Consider the following 16,798-nt stretch of genomic DNA (forward strand, 5'->3'; position numbering starts at 1 on the left):
TTAAATGGACAGGATACATGAATTCTTATTTGAAAATTACGGCGGTCACGCTAACTTCCTTGCCAATTTCTGTTTGTATTTTCAGGCCAGCATCAATTTTAATTTTACCGGATTCACTACCCCCTACGGCGATGGTCCCTAAGGTGGTGGAGTCGATGGTGACGTCCTTTATTTTAAGTTTTTTGCCGTTATAAATATCCATGGCTGGTGCCTTTTTGGTGGCCATCTTAACATCTTTGATACTTACCCCCGTGGCATCTATGATCGTAAAGCCCTGGTCTGCTTCGATCAGTAGGTTGTCCAATTCAATATTTTTAAGGTTCATTTCCGGCAAACCCTGGAGAAAAACCGCTTCATGCGCCCCTTTAATCTCGATGGGCTTGATAGATATATTCTTGAATTGTGGGGTTTCTTCAGTCACCGGCTCAAGCTTCGATACCGCTGTAGTATTTCCCTTGGCCAAGGTTTCGGCGGCAGACTTTCCTCCGTAATACAAAATGAAGGAGATGGCTTGTGAAGGGATATTGACCATTTAAATATTGGATATATATATATTCTCTACCATACCGCCGCGTCCACGGGTGCTTTTGAATCGTAGACCTACATCGGTGCCCATAAAGGTATTACTAGAGACGTGCATATTCCCGACTCCCCCTGACATTTCACTTCCCATCGTAACGCCACCATGGCCATGGTATACGATGTTATTTCTAATGATTAGGTTTTCGCAAGGTACTCCCCGGTCTCTTCTGCCCTGGTCTTTGCCCGATTTTATACAAATGGCATCGTCGCCCACATCGAAGCTCGAGTTTTCAATGATCACATTCTTACAGGACTCCACATCCAGCCCATCGCCATTTAGCGAATACCAGGGGTTTCTAACGATGATGTTCCTGACGATAAGCTCTTCGACCATTAATGGATGTAGACACCAAGCTGGGGAATTTTGGAAAACGGGGCCACCAAACTTCACTCTTTTGGAGTTTTGGATGCTCACCATCGCGGGCCGAAGGAAATCTCGTATCGCTAAGAACTCCGCTTTGGTTTTTAATTCCAGTCGCACATTTTGGTCAGCGACATTCGCTCCATCCTTATACTGTTGAGAGGGGAACCAGTTTCCGTTTTTCTCATCTACAACGCCGCCCGAGGCCACGAGTTTTTTCCATTCATGATCCGTAAGCTTGCTCTTTTTTACCATTCTCCACGCGTCGCCAGAGCCATCCCATAGACCCGAAGCCGTAAAGGCGATATTTTCGAGGTCTTTACCATAAATCGGAGAAATACAGCGCCAAATATTAAGTCCTTCAAAGCTCGTCTCAATAATAGGGTAAAGGTCTTTATCGGCAGAAAAACGGATCAGGTTACCTGCTGAGGCATACATTTCGATATTGCTTTTTAGTATAATAGGGCCCCTGAGCCAAATGCCGGCAGGGATAATGACCTTTCCCCCGCCTTTTTTAGATACCGCATCTATGGCATCGGCTATGGCCTTGGTGTTCAAAAAATCTCCGCCACTTTTCGCTCCAAAATCTTTAATATTCACCGTGTTGTTAGGGATGATGGGTTCTTTGACCCGGTCCATTTGAAATTCTATTCCCGGGTACAGCTTGGACTTAGCGTTGGGCTGGGCCACAAGCACGTTGGCGAACAGGATAGCGAGTACGGTGTTGGTAAAGGTGAATGGTTTCTTTCTCATTTTAAAGGATATTTTAACTAGATATATAATCAAAGGTGTTTCTTTTGCCATTCAGGAAAGGCTTGCAATGCCCCGGCAGGCCGGGAAGTATACCAGCTATATCCATAAAATCCTACGAACGAATACCCACGACCTAATGCCAATATTTCGGGAGCATCCACGCTGTATTGGAGCACCTTGGGTTATGTGGACGGCTCTTATCTGCGCGTTAGGAACCTTTCCCTGGGTTATACTTTCCCGAACATGAAGAAGTCTTATTTTAGCAATATTCGGTTTTACGCGACAGGGTCTAATCTTTGGACCTGGACCAAAAGTTCTAAGTTGAAGGAATAGGACCCCGAAAGAGGGGGAGGAGAGAGTAGCCCCATGCTGAAAAATGTAGTGGTCGGTCTTAACCTTGGATTTTAATCATATTAAAGATTAGTAAGATGAAAAAGATAGCATTATTTATCATATTTCTGGCCGTGGTCGTTACGTCCTGTAAGGATTCGATTACCGAGTACAATCCGAGTTGGTTGACGGCCCTATATGGCGGCGTCAATTTATGCAACGCGGGTATCAATCAAATAGCCAGTGTAAACTTTACTCCGGCCCTGAGGGCACAAAGGGAAGCAGAGCTTCGTTTCTTACGTGCGTTTTATTATTGGCATATTGTTGAAACCTGGGGTGGGGTACATTTTACTCTGGAAGAGACCAAGGGGATTTCAACAACGGCCAACAAGACTCCGGTGGAGACCTTTTATAAGCAGATATTCGCAGATTTGCAATTTGCAACCAAGAACCTCGCAAATACGACCACCAATTATGAGCGGGTAACGCGGCCGGCTGCTATGGCGTTTTTGGCCAGGAAGTACCTGACCAGAGGGATGTATGCAGAAGCGAACAATATGGCTAACGCGGTATTGAATGGCAACTTTGGCTACCAACTTGAAGCCAATTATGCAGATCTTTGGAAAATGAGTAATAACCAAAACAAGGAGATACTGTATGCGGTTAACTATTCGGCAAATCTTACTTTAAACGATCTATACAATTCCACCACCAACGTAACGGGCCATGGTAGAGGGAGTAATAATGGTCATTTACACTTCTTGATGAAGTATGATAACCTACCCGGGATGCTAAGAGATACGGCCCTTTAATCGCTATATGCCCACTCGTTTCCTGCTAGACCTTTATAGTGAGACGGATGCACGCTACGAAGGGTCGTTTATGGAGGTATGGTTGGCTAACTCAGGCACCAGACCTACAGGAATGAAACTCGGGGACACGGCCGTGATTGCGACCAGAAAGACAGTGGCAAAGCCCGCAGGAGCACTATATACGCTGGTCGATCGGAAAGCCATTTATAATGAGGACGGGACTACCAAGAATACCTTGGTGTACCCCACCTTAACCAAACATATGGACAATACCCGGTCGAGTGCCAACGAAGCCCAGAGCGCTAGGGATGCCTATGTGATTCGATTGGCAGAAGTTTATCTGATAGCAGCGGAAGCACAATTGAAACTCGGGAAACTCGACTCGGCCGCTGTCAATATCAATATAGTTCGGAATGGAGCGGCAAAACCTGGTAAAGTGGCCAATATGCTTATAACGCCAAGTCAGGTGACGGTGGACTTTATCTTGGACGAACGAGCCAGGGAATTTGCTGGTGAGCAAATGCGTTGGTTCGATTTGAAACGAACAGGAAAACTCGTGGAAAGAGTAAAGGCGCATAACCCCAATGCCACAGATATTCAGCCCTTCCATGTGCTACGACCCATTCCGAGGGCCCAGCTCGATGCCGTGACAAATCGGGTGGAATTTGCCCAAAATGAAGGATATCAATAGTTAATCGAAAATATATTGTAAAAAATGGCCGTTTCAGGGATATGGAACGGCCATTTTTTTAATTCAAAAATATTTTCGGGCTCTCCAGCTTAAATTTATAACCGTGAATTGGGCGCGTGCTCCTAGGATTCGAAATAATTTTCTGGGTATAGTTTATTTCCATATTTTTCAGCAATTGCACCTAAAGTAGCCTTTTTGGTCACTGCGGAATCATCGATGTTTTTGGTTAAATAATCGGATGCTTCCAAAAAGCAATCGTCTAAACCAGCGGGCATCACCGTACATAATAGTTTAGCCGGTACATCGGTTTTGTTTTTAAAACAATGCACTAGCCCCCCTTTTGGAATATTAACCAGAGCGCCCTTTTGGGCAATATAACTCCCTGCATCGGATTGAAATGTAATTTCGCCTTCTAAAACATAAAAGGATTCGACGATGTTTTCGTGTGCATGCGGATTTGCCCCTGCACCTGAAGGGACCGTCATTTCTATAACGGCAAATTCTCCGGAAGTTTGTTTTCCTGAAACTACAATTCGGTAATTGCCGCCTGCCATAGAAAGTTTCTGTCCGTCATTGGGGCCTAGGGTTACTATCGATTTCATATATTGCGATATGTTTTATGAATGGTGGGAGGGCACTAAAATTCAAATACGATCTTAGATTTTGCTTTCCTAGATTCGACCATCGACAAGGCTTCCTGGGCCCGTGATAGATCATATATCCATGGTTTTTTGACCTTTATCTTGCCTTGTTCCAGCCATCCGATTACCTCACTGAATTTATTAGGCTCCATTCTGGTGAGGGTCATTTTTCCAGTAAGACCATATTTTTCTAAAGCCGAAGGATTAGGTGGTTGGGTCGTGGAGACGATTACTCCCCCTTTTTTGACGATGGAATACGATTTGGCAAGGGTTTCACCTCCTACCAAATCCAAAACGACATCTAAATCGTGTAGAACCGAAGAGAAGTCGGCTTTGGTATAGTCTATTACTTGGTCTATTCCCAAGGCTAATAGTTCCTGGAGGTTTTCTCCAGTAGCAGTTCCTATTACGGAAAGCCCCGAGTTCTTGGCGATTTGAACGGCCATCTGGCCCACCGCTCCACCAGCGCCATGAATCAATATTTTCTGACCGTTTTTGATAGCAGCGTCTTCGACCAGCGCCGTATAGGCCGTGCCCAGAGAAAAGGGGATAATGGAAGCGTCTGTAAAGCTGATCGACTTGGGTTTGGGCGTTACTTCATTTTCATTTACCGCCACATAGGCCGCATAGGTTCCGCCTTGCATAAAATTGGGCATGAGCATTACTTCATCTCCGGGTTTATAAAGGGTTACCGCCTCGCCTACCTCCGTGACAATACCGGCGCCCTCCCAGCCAAGGGTAAAAGGGAAGGTCTTGGTCAGTTGTCCGGCCAAAAAGCCGGAGCGGATTTTGTAGTCTACAGGATTGACCGACGAGGCCTTTATTTGTACCACAACTTGATGGGGTTGAGCCTTTGGAATGGCTATGTCGACCTGCTCTAATACGGAATTGTCGCCGTACTGTTTAATCTGGATTGCTTTCATATTTTGATCAATTTCGTTTAACGAATTTATTTATATTTGCCTTGATAATAGGGTAATCTTAAATTTTGGGCATAGGCAAATTATTTAGACTTATGGGAAATAAAGGAATGAGGAAACTTAAAGACTACAACCCTGGAAACTGTCCGGTCGTTTACTCCCTCAATAAAATTGGCAATAGGTGGAAGCTGTTGGTCATACATTATATCAAACAAGGTCATAACCGGTACAGCACGCTTCAAAAGGTAATCCCTGATATTAGCCGGCAGACGTTGACCAACCAGCTTAGGGAATTGGAGGCCGATGGGATTCTGGAGCGCAAGGTCTTTCCGCAAATCCCTCCGAAGGTAGAATATCAGCTCACCGAACTTGGGTTCAGCCTACAACCCATTATTAACGAAATGAGCAAATGGGGCTTGCGGCATGTTCGACCAGATTCGGATATGCCAAAAGGGTAAGTCGTAAAAGGCTTGAGGTGTGCTTGGCCAAAAAAATACTTTTTTCATCTCTTTCAATCGTATAATCGTAGCTTTGCGGTTTCAAAAAATGAGAAGATGATTACAATTGAAAATTTGGCCGTTGAATTTAGCGGTTCTGTCCTGTTTAGCGACGTATCCTTTGTTATTAATCCGACCGACAAAATTGCCCTGATGGGTAAAAACGGAGCGGGGAAGTCCACCATGATGAAAATCATCGCTGGTGAACAGAAAGCCAATCGTGGCCATGTAAGAGCGCCGAAGGACGCCGTTATTGCCTATTTGCCGCAACACTTACTCACTGAGGATAACTGTACCGTTTTTGAAGAGGCGGCCAAAGCTTTCAAGCAGGTTTTTGAAATGCGTTCCGAAATGGAGAAGCTAAACCTAGCCCTCGAAACCCGTACCGATTACGATAGTGATGAATACATGGCCATCATCGAAACGGTTACCGAGCTAGGAGAAAAATATTATCAACTCGAAGAGGTCAATTATGACGCGGAGGTAGAGAAAGCCCTCAAGGGATTGGGTTTTAGGCCCGAAGATTTTCAGAGGCAAACCAAGGAGTTCAGTGGTGGCTGGCGTATGCGTATTGAGCTTGCCAAGATATTATTGCAAAAGCCTGACCTAATTTTGCTCGATGAGCCTACCAACCATATAGATATTGAATCGGTGATGTGGTTGGAGGACTTTTTGGTGAATAAAGCCAATGCGGTGATGGTGATTTCCCACGACCGGGCCTTCATCGATAATATTACCAACCGGACGATAGAAGTAACCATGGGACGGATTTATGACTATAAAGCCAACTATTCCCATTATCTGCAATTGCGAGAGGAACGCCGGGCCCATCAGGTGAAGGCCTATCAGGAGCAGCAGAAATTGATTGCCGATAATATGCAATTTATTGAGCGCTTCCGCGGTACCTATTCCAAGACCAATCAGGTTTCTTCCCGTGAGCGAATGTTGGAGAAACTGGAGATTATCGAAATTGATGAAATTGATAACTCTTCCCTAAAACTTCGGTTCCCTCCTTCACCTCGGTCTGGCGACTATCCCGTTACGGTGAAAGATGTGTCGAAATCCTATGGAGATCAGGTGGTGTTTAAAAATGCCAGTATGTCCATTTCTAGAGGAGAAAAGGTGTCTTTTGTAGGTCGAAATGGGGAGGGGAAATCTACGATGATCAAGGCGATCATGGGCCAAATAGACGTGGAAGGTACCTGCCAATTAGGGCATAATAGCAAGGTGGGGTATTTTGCCCAAAACCAAGCATCACTATTGGATCCCAATCTGACGATTTTCCAGACCGTCGACGAGGTGGCTGAGGGGGATGTAAGGACCCAAATAAAAAATATATTGGGAGCCTTTATGTTTCAAGGGGAAGACATCGACAAAAAAGTAAGTGTATTGTCGGGTGGTGAAAAAACGCGCCTTGCCATGGTGAAGTTGCTCCTGGAACCTGTCAACCTATTAATTCTTGATGAACCTACCAACCACCTAGATTTGAGGTCCAAGGACGTGTTGAAAGAGGCGCTTAAGAATTTTGACGGTACCTTGGTGCTGGTATCTCATGATCGCGATTTTTTACAAGGACTTTCGCAAAAAGTCTTTGAATTCAAAGACAAACGCGTCATCGAGCATTTTGAAACTATTGATGCCTTTTTGGAGCGTAATCGAATTAAGAGTATAGCAGACCTCCAATTGGCGAAGTAAATGTGGTCCCGAACTATTCGGCAGCTATCGGTAGATAAGGGGGGAGAGGAGCCACGATGGACAGTCGGTGGCCCCTCTTACCAAGGCCTAGGGCATTTAACCTGCAAAAACTGCATGAGCGCCCAGAAAGGTAGTAGACCAGAAATTGTTTAATATGCCGGGATCTACAATTATCAAACAGTTTTTTCTATTTTTACGGACGTACGATTTAATTGATATATGGCATCCGGTATTTTTGCAATTTTAGATGATATAGCCGCTTTGATGGACGACGTCGCGGTGGCGAGTAAGATTGCTACTCAAAAAACAGCAGGTATCCTGGGCGACGACCTGGCTGTTAATGCAGAGAAAGCGACAGGTTTTCTTTCCTCTCGGGAGATTCCCGTGTTATGGTCTATCACCAAGGGATCGCTGATCAACAAGCTGATCATCCTGCCCGTAGCCCTGGCTCTGAACACCTTTTTTCCGGTGGCTATCAAATTTATTCTGATCCTGGGTGGGTTTTATCTGGCCTACGAGGGGGTTGAGAAAATCATAGAGTATTTGTTTCACCGGAACAAAAAGGGGCATGAGGTAATCGAGGAGACGATTCAGGATCAGGGTGAGGCCGAAAGAGTAAAAATCAAATCGGCTATTACCACCGATTTTATATTGTCCGTAGAGATCGTCATTATTGCTTTGGGAACTGTGCTGGACCAAAGTCTGCAGATTCAGATTGCCACGGTGTCGGTTGTGGCTCTATTGGCTACGATTGGGGTCTACGGAATAGTCGCCCTTATCGTCCGAATGGATGATACAGGCTTCAAGCTCATCAAACGGTATGGGGACACCGGATTCATGGGGGGCATCGGGAATGTACTCGTGAAGGCTTTGCCCATCATTATTAAGGTGCTAGGATTCGTGGGTACTATTGCCCTGGTTTTGGTTTCGGGCGGTATATTTGCACATAATATCGATTATTTCCATCATATTTTACCAGAGGTCCCTTCTGTGTTAAAAGAGTCGGCGATTGGTCTGGTTGCTGGATTGATCGTGGTTGGGGTGATCACTTTATACAAAAAGGTTTTCGTAAAAGTTAAAGAGGAAAAAGCCTAATTTCCCGGTTTGTGCTTTTTTGCACCCTCCATAAGGGGCTAGTGATATCGATAAGCGTGTTTGGCGATTAACGGTAAGTAGAGTCGATTTCTAACCTCCCATTTCCTTTCTGTCAAACTTATCAGACTCATGAAATGGGAGGTTAAATGATACAGGGAGTGCTGTCGTTTTTACGCTCAGGCAGCCAGCTTGTTTTAGGTTTTATTGGAAAGTGGCCGTATATCCGCCTGTCTTGCCTTTGAATCCATTTATAAATTTATTTCCTCCAGCCGGGCCTACATGATAGTGATAACCGCGGACTTTATCATAATGTCCTCTTAGCTCATCTAAGCCAACCGGTTCTTGGTCCTTCTCGTCTAGTAGTTCAAATAGACCATACCCGTCCATGGCATACCCGATCATGGCAGCGTGTACATCCTTTTGTTTTATTTTTTTGGTGTTACCCGTTGCGGCATGATAGTGATAGCCGGCATGCGGGTTGATATGACCGCCGCTGTCGTCGAGAGGAGCAAGGGTATAATGTTTCAATATGTCGGCTGTAGGCGCGGGCGGGTCAAAATTGACACCGTTGAAAGCGATTCCTATGATGGAGGCTCCGCCTCCGCCTCCAGGAGGTCCTCCCTGGCCCCGCCTCGGCCGATCGCCTCTTACTGCGTGAGCAGCTGAAGGCCGATGATTATTTTGGTCGGTTGGAGGGGGAGCCGCCATGGGGGTGATGGGTATATAAAAAACTTGTTTGATGCTTTCGGTATAGGAAGGCAGACACTGCACGCAATAATTATAGTAAGCCGGATCCACATCAGGGCGAGCTGCGGCCTCACAGGCCTCTTTGCTATCCGTAATATTAATGGTACCGTCTTCCTGATATAACTTCCATTTGGCATCTTTATAAAATGTAGAAAGGTTTTTAATGAAGGCCCCATCGACATCGTAAATTTTACCACCTTCCATCCATATCCCACCCTTGTCAGCACCATCGTCTAGGTGTGTGGGGCACCATGGGCCCATTTGATGGTCGGTAGGGGTGGAGTTAGTCACTATTTTGTAACACAGGGCCGTAGTCCCGTCAGAAAGTTGATACTCCACTTTAGTGATCGGTTCCAGAAGGCCTTCTTCTATAAAGTACTCTGGATTGACAGGTATAATCTGGTCCTCCGAATCTGAGTTATAGTTGTTGGTACTGCTGCACATCAGCGTAGATACCATCATCAAGGCAGATAAATAGGTTAAAGCACTTTTTGCATGTTTCTCATTCATAGGTCTTTGTGGCTAGTTTTAGATCGGTTTGGCGAGGTAGGAGCTTTCGAAATATTTAATAATATAAGAAGAAATGTGAAAATACACTATTAATTTTCTTATTCAGATTGAAGGACTCCGAGTTGATGAGCAGGCTTTATTCTATCGGCGTGTCTATCGCTGCTGGAGTTGGTAGGCGCAGGGGTTAGGTTATCCTGGAAGAAAAGTTAAAAAATCAATCGAAAATTCGAATAGTCCCCTAAGGAGATTGTTGCCATGGCGGTCTTTCTAGCATCAGGGCGTAGCTCCCTCACCATATGCCAAGGGCTATATCGATGGTGGATATGAACATTTAGACCGATCACTTACATTAAAATTACCCAGAAATGAACTCAGTACCAGTCATTCCAAAGTCCCTCACCCTCGCTTTTATCCTGACTACCTCCCTTTTTTTTCTATGGGGTTTCCCCAATGACCTTACCAATCCGATGGTGGAGGTCTTCAAGAATGTACTCGATATTTCTAATGTAAAAGCCTCCTATGTACAGTTGGCTTTTTATGGTGGGTATGGGACGATGGCTATCCCAGCCGCCTTGTATATCCGAAAATACAGTTATAAGTCGGGAATTGTGCTCGGGCTTTTCCTTTTCGCTATTGGCTCCTTTATGATGTTTCCTGCGGCCCAATTGATCAGCTACGACCTATTTTTGATCTCTTTTTATGTCCTAACCTTCGGGTTGGCATTTTTGGAGACGACCGCCAATCCTATGATCCTGGCGATGGGCGATCCATCTACGGCCACTCAGCGGCTCAATCTCGCCCAAGCATTTAACCCTATCGGAGCCTTGGCGGGACAAGTAGTGGCACGTGTGTTTGTAGTGGACCGTCTCGAAACGGAGATAGGGGCTGGGGCTACTACGGCCATGGATATGGTAGACAAGCAGGCGATCATTGCCCATGATTTAAATGTAGTGAGTGCGCCCTATCTTATTCTAGGGGGTGTCGTTTTGGTCGTTTTAGTGACGTTTTTAATGACAGATATTAAGATTAAAAAATCGACCGACGTTAGCCTCGATCTAAAGACTACGATGAACTATCTGTTCAATAACAAAAATTACTATGAAGGGGTCATCGCGCAGTTCTTTTATGTGGCTTGCCAAATCATGGTTTGGACATTTATTTACCAGTATGTTACGGCGATCAATGCCGATAGACCGGCCGACGACCAATTGAATGCCATGGCCTATGTAGTGGCCTCGACGGTCTGCTTTTTGCTCGCACGGTGGGTATGTACCTTTATGATTCGCTATATCTCGTCCTCAAAGCTAATGTACTACTTTGCCTTGCTGGGTATATTATTTTTGATTGGGGCCATAGTAATAGATGGAATGGTTGGATTATATTGCTTGGTAGGCGTTTCTTTCGCCATGTCCCTGATGTTTCCTACCATTTATGGTATTGCCCTGTCGGGTATGGGCGATGAGGCCAAAATTGGTTCAGCAGGACTTATATTGGCTATCGTTGGGGGGGCGCTGATGCCTCCCTTGCAGGCAAGAATTATTGACCTGGGAGGAACGGGTCTTAACGATATTAGCTATTTTGGTTTTATTCCAGAGATTCGGTTTTCTTTTGTCTTGCCCCTGCTATGTATGCTGGTAGTAGCAATATATGCTAAGCGCTCAGAAAATAGAAAAGCACTTTAAGAATTGCTGGTCTAAGCGTCTATCTAATGAAGCGAGGCCCCATTTGTGAGTATCTTCGTAGTTCGAAGACACCCTCATGATTGGGGCCTTTCTCATGCTACCTTCTTACACATGTTTAGGCCAGAATATGCACCACCCATTTGCCAGCCATCAATACTTCCATACAGCAAATCCTTCTTGCTAACAACAAGCAAGTAGGTTGCGATGATAAAAAGGAATAAGCAGTTTAAATTCGATTGTATACGTCCAGATTTTTTAAAATGCGCTTCGCCGAATCTGATGCAACAAGCAACCCGCCGGTAAGCATAATAATATCTTTGAGGACCAATCTTCCTGCACCCGACAAATAAGGAAATCCGTGTTCCATACCTCCCAAATCAGGTACATACGCTTCTGGTGTTGTAATGAGAAAAGAAAGTGTGACGAGAGACATCCCAAAAGTGAGAATACCGCCTGCCAAACCTATTTTTGGGACCCAGATTCCGAGTAATGTCAGTAAACCGATGGCAACAATTGCGATGCCCAATCCGTAGGCAAAAGTGTATGTTCCATTTTCTTTATGCCATCTGATATTTCCGGGAACCACATCGCCTTCTTTATTTATATGCCCTTTGTATTCTTCAGGATGGCTATAGAAAAAACGCATTACAGGGCTATTTGCCACAAACGGAACGATTCCGTCCGCTTCGTATTGAAAGGCTTTTAAGCCACCAATCCAAGTCATCACGATGAAGATGGCAATTCTAACGAGGTTGATAAATACTCTTTGGCTGTCGGCTAGAATTTGGATAAGATTATTCATTGTTTAAATTTTAATTCTTAATATCTTAAACGGCTTTCTAAACTTTTCTTTACCCTCGTGAAACCAAGGCATTAACTGAATTTGTGAATTTGAAATATATAGATATCCATCTTCAGAAATACTGTAACTGTCTGGCCATATCAGTTGTTCATCGTCCTTTACAATCGTTTGCATTTTCAAATCCGGAGTGATTTTCACAATTGAATTGTGCTCTAAATCGCCCAAATAGAGGTTTCCTTTGTTATCGAAAATCATTCCATCTGTAGTGATGAATTTTCCTAAATCTTCTACACTTTTGTTTAAAATAGTTTCAGTTGTCTTAAAATCTCGCAACAAATCGGTTTTAATTCTGTACAAACGGTTATCTGTAAGTGGTTTGTAATATAGATATTGATTATCCGGCGTCAGTGCAATACCATCTGAATTTACTTTCAGCAATGAACCATCGCCTTTTTTAAGTTCCGTTCCCAAAGGAGAAAAGTGATAATTTGGGTCAGCTTTTACGGAAGTAGCATTACCTAAAACCAATCGTGAAGTTCCTGAATTGATATTCAAAACCACGATACCACCGGTATTGGAATTAGTGAGGTAAGCAAAGCCATTATCATTGTCAACCCGGATATCGTTGATATAAACATCTTCATTTACCACATTTTCAGGAAATCGGTAAACTTTTTCAATTTCATTATTGGATAAATTGATTTTCAGCACTTTACTGCTGTTTTGATACACTTTCCCAAGTCCGATTCCAGCGGCATCCACCACCCAAAGAAATCCTTTTTCATCGGTCACCACGGCTTGAACGCATACAAATTTATTTTGTCCGTCTTCACCTTTTTTAAAGCTGTTCCACTTTGCATCGGGATAAGGAACCGATTTTCCGTTTTTCACTTCAACCACAGAATAAGAATGTGTGTCCAGCCAATAAGGATAATTAACAAATATTCGGTTGCCTTCTGCCACAGCAACACCCGTTAATTGATAAGTGCTGTCTGCAAAAACTTCTTCTAACTGTGGTGTTTGGCCAGCAGCAATCTCTACTGCCCTCACTGTCTCCTTGAGTTTGGTTGACGAACCATTGTTACAGGCTGATAACATTGCGCTGGAAATTGCAATAGCCATTAAATAAGTTGATTTCATAATTTTTTATTTTGATTTAAAGCGTTATTACTATTTTACCCACCGTTCTACCTGTTTCTTGTTCCAGGTGTGCTTCCCTCATTTGTCCGAAGGGAAATGTTTTTGAAACGTGAGGCTTTACAGCACCACTTTGCAATAAAGAAGCAATCTGTTTCATGTCTTCACCACTGGATTGTACCAGAATGAAATAAGCTTTCATACCTTTAGATTTTGCCTTTGATGTCACTACTTCATTTAAACCTGTCGGAATACTGATGATGCAACCGCCTTCTTTTGTCACTTCTAGGGAATGATCGATATTGTCTCCACCAATCGTATCCAAAACAAAATCGAATTTTTGTCGGGCATTTGTCCAGTCGACACCTTGATAGTCAATATGTGCGTCGGCACCCAATCCCAATACAAAATCTTTATTTTTCAGAGAAGATGTTCCCGTCACCTTCGCTCCCAAGTATTTGGCAATCTGTACCGCAATATGTCCTACACCACCTGAGGCGGCGTGAACCAAAACATTTTGCCCGGCTTGAATATTCGCATTGTGAACCAAAGCCTGATAGGCTACAAGTGCAACCAGAGTGGTGGCAGCAGCATCTATAAAAGAAATATTTTTCGGTTTTAATGTTAGTTGATCGGCCGGAGCTGCGATATATTCTGCGTATGCTTTTCCGTGCCCGGGAAAATTCACCATTCCGAAAACCTCATCTCCCACTTTAAAATCTGAGCATTTTGTTTCTTCCACAATTCCTGAAATATCCCATCCCAAAATCAGTGGATTCTCAGTTTTGATTCTTCCGTAAACGCCTTTTCCAGAGCGGCTTTTAGTATCTACAGGATTGATACTGATGGCTTTTACTTTTATTAAAACTTCCCCTTCCTCAATAGTTGATTTTGCCAATTCTACGTATTCCAAATTTTCTACGTTTCCGGCTTCTTTTAATATGATCACTTTCATAATCTTATTTTTACATGTCATTTATTTGTTTAAATTTTTCCTTAGTTATTTGCCGCTATAGCGGTGATTTTCATTTTGTAAACCGCTACTGGCAACTTTACTTTTTCCCTTCTGAAATGCGACCATACGATTTGATTGACCTGTCGGTGTCCACAGATGTCCACTGTCGTCAATCTATAAAGCGTCAGCCCACAGCAATCTTTTGTCTTTAATGACCAGGCTTTCCTTATCTGTTGGTGATATTTTGATGATTTTACTATTATTGACATCGCTTACATAGGTATTTCCGTCAGTGTCAATTGCCGTTGCTCCTGTTAATGGGGTTTTGTAGAATAACTCCACTTTCGATGTCAAATCTTTTCAGTTACATTTTCGTCAGTCTGGTATTTTGTTTCTACTCTCCAAGTCGGTCCACTTTCAGACTGGAAATACAGCCATTTTCCATCGGGAGAAATCTCCAATTGGCCTGTGTGGATTCTCACTTTATTCTCTTTTTTATCTTTCCTAATTTTACCTAGTGGTTTTATAGGTCGTTGAAGGATCAATTTCTAAAAACTTTCCTCCTTTTGTCTGTAGTTTTATCCAGAATAATTAATGCTGGTTCATGCGCATCAGTCAGATAAATGGTATTTCCCGAAATTCTTAATTCATCCATAAAAATGGAAGGTTGTGTAATTCCCGAAATTGGAATTTTATGTTGAATGGTATTGGTTTTAATATCAATGGAAACCAGTTTTAATATATTTCCTGATATTGGGTTTTGCCCCATCGCAGGAGTTCTAGTATCCCCATTACAAAGCAGACCATTTACGATGCTTTTGGAATTCGTCCGAACAATTTTTTTCGTTTATCGCTACACTAGGTTGCCAATTGTTCCAATCTTCAGTCGGGTAGGGAATAATACTTCGGTCTTTTAAAACTTGGCTCACACTTATTCCTTTACGAACTTTTATTTTTGGGAAGATGACGAATATTCTACCGTCAGTACTTGTGGTTACACCATTCCAAACCAAATTTGAAGTTGCTATCTGCTGCAATTGTGCCTTGATAAAACCGCCGATAAGGAGCAGTGATAATAGGCTTAATGTAATTTTTAACTTTATTTGATTCCACAAAATTACCTTCAAGCATACCCTGATAAATAGTACATATCACGAAATAAATAGAACATATTTACAGAGATGAAAAAAATCCTCCACTTGGGAGGATTTAGCTTTAAACGGTATAGAAAGCTTTCGGGATATAACGATAACCTTTTTCATCCTTTTCGATGAAACCTAAACCGGGAAAGGGTAAATGGTTTCCAAAAAGAAGTTGCTTCGTCGATGCTAATTTTTCAAGAAGATCTTTACGGGTTTTAATACCTAATTCTAAATCAGAATCGATTTGATTACCCCATTCAGGATGCTCGACCAATAATATATGCTGAAACGTATCCGCTATATGTACTAACTCTTCTCCCTCTGATGAAATGGTAATAATTGAATGACCTGGCGTGTGTCCTGGCGCATTTTCCAATTTCAAAAACCCAAATAATTCCGCGTCATCACCGTAAAACTGAATATCAGAATCAATTAATGAAAGATGGTGTTTGGCAAACTGAATTTCAAAATCGGCTGTTGCATCTTGTGTCCCCTTGGAAAAATCAGGCTTTTCCGTTGTCCAGAAATCATTTTCTTTTTTTGAAAGAAAAATTTTTGCATTGGAAAATGCTAATGAATCATCTTCGTTTACAATTCCGCCAATGTGATCGGGATGAGCGTGAGTAAGTACAATGTCTGTAATGTCTTCAGGTTGAATTCCGGCCGAAATCAGATTTTCTACTAATTTTCCACTGTTGGGGCCGAGTTTTTGTCCGCATCCGGTATCAACTAAAATAGTTTTATCTTCTGTTATTATAACAAGAACATTTCCTGCTAAAGTCAGTTTGTCGGGAGCAAGAAAATGTTGGCTCAGAAAATTTTCAATGTCTGATGAGTTGATATTCGGAGCAAACATCGGCTGGATATTTTCTATCACAGACTCTCCATCTGTAAAAACAAAAACCTGTAATCTCCCTAGTGGAAACGTAAAGTATCCTGAATTTTTAATGTTGTTAATTGTATTCATTTTTTGATAATTTTGTTAGAACAAAATTAAAGTAAGTAACTATCCAAAATATATTACTATCTTTTTTGATAGCGCTATTATTTAGGATATTAAATAAAATAATATGGCTAAGGTTTCTGGAAATATTGAGAAAAAAGACTGTCAGGAAATTATGCTTCCGATCCAGGATGCACTGGAAATTCTGAAAGGGAAATGGAAACTTCCGATTATCGTTTCTTTATCTTTTGGAAGTAAAAGATTTAAAGAAATTTCGAGAGAAATCTCTGGAATTACCGACCGTGTTTTATCCAAGGAATTAAAAGAACTGGAAATCAATTTTCTGATTACCAGAACCGTGCATGACACATTTCCACCAACAGTAGAATACGAAATTACAGAACACGGCTTGTCTCTGGAAAAAGTCATTATGGCGATGAAGGATTGGGGGCTGGAACACAGGAAAAAAGTCATAGCAAGTTAATCCTTAGTATGATTTTGAA

General features: G+C 42.7%; 18 protein-coding genes. 7 read left to right on the forward strand and 11 right to left on the reverse strand.

Annotated features, from left to right (window positions below):
* Nucleotides 1–25 precede the first annotated feature (25 nt).
* Both CLV98_RS23740 and CLV98_RS11375 read right to left on the reverse strand, forming a co-directional pair.
* A complete protein-coding gene (locus tag CLV98_RS23740; RefSeq protein WP_211320010.1) occupies nt 26–532 on the reverse strand; it encodes a hypothetical protein in 507 nt (168 codons plus the stop codon).
* The gene (locus CLV98_RS11375) at nt 533–1,696 is read right to left on the reverse strand and encodes a glycoside hydrolase family 28 protein (RefSeq protein WP_211320011.1); all 1,164 of its coding nucleotides are present in this window, start codon (nt 1,694–1,696) and stop codon (nt 533–535) included. It lies immediately after the preceding gene.
* 428 nt (nt 1,697–2,124) lie between these two features.
* Between CLV98_RS11375 and CLV98_RS23890 the strand changes: the two genes are divergently transcribed.
* Together CLV98_RS23890 and CLV98_RS23895 are read left to right on the forward strand one after the other, a co-directional pair.
* Nucleotides 2,125–2,838, forward strand: coding sequence for a RagB/SusD family nutrient uptake outer membrane protein (locus tag CLV98_RS23890; protein WP_229203324.1), 714 nt, complete (start codon nt 2,125–2,127; stop codon nt 2,836–2,838).
* Nucleotides 2,839–2,845: 7 nt separating this feature from the next.
* Nucleotides 2,846–3,529 carry a RagB/SusD family nutrient uptake outer membrane protein gene (locus CLV98_RS23895; protein ID WP_229203325.1) on the forward strand — a complete coding sequence of 228 codons (684 nt, stop codon included), beginning with the start codon at nt 2,846–2,848 and terminating at the stop codon, nt 3,527–3,529.
* A 122-nt stretch (nt 3,530–3,651) separates the two neighbouring features.
* Here the strand turns inward: CLV98_RS23895 and CLV98_RS11390 are convergent, their stop codons facing one another.
* The gene (locus CLV98_RS11390) at nt 3,652–4,131 is read right to left on the reverse strand and encodes a cupin domain-containing protein (RefSeq protein WP_109674470.1); all 480 of its coding nucleotides are present in this window, start codon (nt 4,129–4,131) and stop codon (nt 3,652–3,654) included.
* A 35-nt stretch (nt 4,132–4,166) separates the two neighbouring features.
* The gene (locus tag CLV98_RS11395; RefSeq protein WP_109674471.1) at nt 4,167–5,093 is read right to left on the reverse strand and encodes an NADP-dependent oxidoreductase; all 927 of its coding nucleotides are present in this window, start codon (nt 5,091–5,093) and stop codon (nt 4,167–4,169) included.
* A gap of 107 nt (nt 5,094–5,200) precedes the next feature.
* On the opposite strand from CLV98_RS11395, the gene CLV98_RS11400 reads away from it, so the two are divergent.
* The 3 genes from CLV98_RS11400 to CLV98_RS11410 all read left to right on the forward strand — a co-directional run bounded on the left by CLV98_RS11400 (nt 5,201) and on the right by CLV98_RS11410 (nt 8,377).
* Nucleotides 5,201–5,548: a winged helix-turn-helix transcriptional regulator gene (locus CLV98_RS11400; RefSeq protein WP_229203326.1), complete on the forward strand. Its 348-nt coding sequence runs from the start codon at nt 5,201–5,203 to the stop codon at nt 5,546–5,548.
* Nucleotides 5,549–5,644: 96 nt separating this feature from the next.
* A complete protein-coding gene (locus CLV98_RS11405) occupies nt 5,645–7,282 on the forward strand; it encodes an ABC-F family ATP-binding cassette domain-containing protein (protein ID WP_109674473.1) in 1,638 nt (545 codons plus the stop codon).
* Nucleotides 7,283–7,501: 219 nt separating this feature from the next.
* Nucleotides 7,502–8,377: a DUF808 domain-containing protein gene (locus CLV98_RS11410; protein WP_109674474.1), complete on the forward strand. Its 876-nt coding sequence runs from the start codon at nt 7,502–7,504 to the stop codon at nt 8,375–8,377.
* 201 nt (nt 8,378–8,578) lie between these two features.
* Here CLV98_RS11410 and CLV98_RS11415 read toward each other — a convergent pair whose 3' ends face one another.
* Nucleotides 8,579–9,634, reverse strand: a complete 1,056-nt coding sequence (locus tag CLV98_RS11415; RefSeq protein WP_109674475.1) for a YHYH protein — start codon at nt 9,632–9,634, stop codon at nt 8,579–8,581.
* 365 nt (nt 9,635–9,999) lie between these two features.
* Here CLV98_RS11415 and fucP point away from each other — a divergent pair, with 365 nt between their 5' ends.
* The gene (fucP, locus tag CLV98_RS11420; RefSeq protein WP_109674476.1) at nt 10,000–11,316 is read left to right on the forward strand and encodes an L-fucose:H+ symporter permease; all 1,317 of its coding nucleotides are present in this window, start codon (nt 10,000–10,002) and stop codon (nt 11,314–11,316) included.
* A gap of 226 nt (nt 11,317–11,542) precedes the next feature.
* On the opposite strand, the gene rclC is transcribed toward fucP, so the two are convergent.
* The 6 genes from rclC to CLV98_RS11450 form a co-directional block, all read right to left on the reverse strand.
* A complete protein-coding gene (rclC, locus tag CLV98_RS23745; RefSeq protein ID WP_211320012.1) occupies nt 11,543–12,118 on the reverse strand; it encodes a reactive chlorine resistance membrane protein RclC in 576 nt (191 codons plus the stop codon).
* A 3-nt stretch (nt 12,119–12,121) separates the two neighbouring features.
* A complete protein-coding gene (locus CLV98_RS23750; RefSeq protein WP_229203327.1) occupies nt 12,122–13,258 on the reverse strand; it encodes an L-dopachrome tautomerase-related protein in 1,137 nt (378 codons plus the stop codon).
* Nucleotides 13,259–13,274: 16 nt separating this feature from the next.
* Nucleotides 13,275–14,210 carry an NADP-dependent oxidoreductase gene (locus CLV98_RS11430; protein ID WP_109674668.1) on the reverse strand — a complete coding sequence of 312 codons (936 nt, stop codon included), beginning with the start codon at nt 14,208–14,210 and terminating at the stop codon, nt 13,275–13,277.
* 541 nt (nt 14,211–14,751) lie between these two features.
* Nucleotides 14,752–14,979 (reverse strand): hypothetical protein, encoded by a 228-nt coding sequence (locus CLV98_RS11440; RefSeq protein WP_109674478.1) that lies wholly within the window; start codon nt 14,977–14,979, stop codon nt 14,752–14,754.
* A gap of 22 nt (nt 14,980–15,001) precedes the next feature.
* Nucleotides 15,002–15,337, reverse strand: coding sequence for a hypothetical protein (locus CLV98_RS11445; RefSeq protein WP_109674479.1), 336 nt, complete (start codon nt 15,335–15,337; stop codon nt 15,002–15,004).
* Nucleotides 15,338–15,425: 88 nt separating this feature from the next.
* Nucleotides 15,426–16,319, reverse strand: a complete 894-nt coding sequence (locus CLV98_RS11450; RefSeq protein ID WP_109674480.1) for an MBL fold metallo-hydrolase — start codon at nt 16,317–16,319, stop codon at nt 15,426–15,428.
* Nucleotides 16,320–16,422: 103 nt separating this feature from the next.
* Here CLV98_RS11450 and CLV98_RS11455 point away from each other — a divergent pair, with 103 nt between their 5' ends.
* Nucleotides 16,423–16,779, forward strand: coding sequence for a winged helix-turn-helix transcriptional regulator (locus CLV98_RS11455; RefSeq protein WP_109674481.1), 357 nt, complete (start codon nt 16,423–16,425; stop codon nt 16,777–16,779).
* Nucleotides 16,780–16,798 lie beyond the last annotated feature (19 nt).

This window comes from Dyadobacter jejuensis (genome assembly GCF_003149085.1).
GTDB classification, from domain to species: domain Bacteria; phylum Bacteroidota; class Bacteroidia; order Cytophagales; family Spirosomataceae; genus Dyadobacter; species Dyadobacter jejuensis.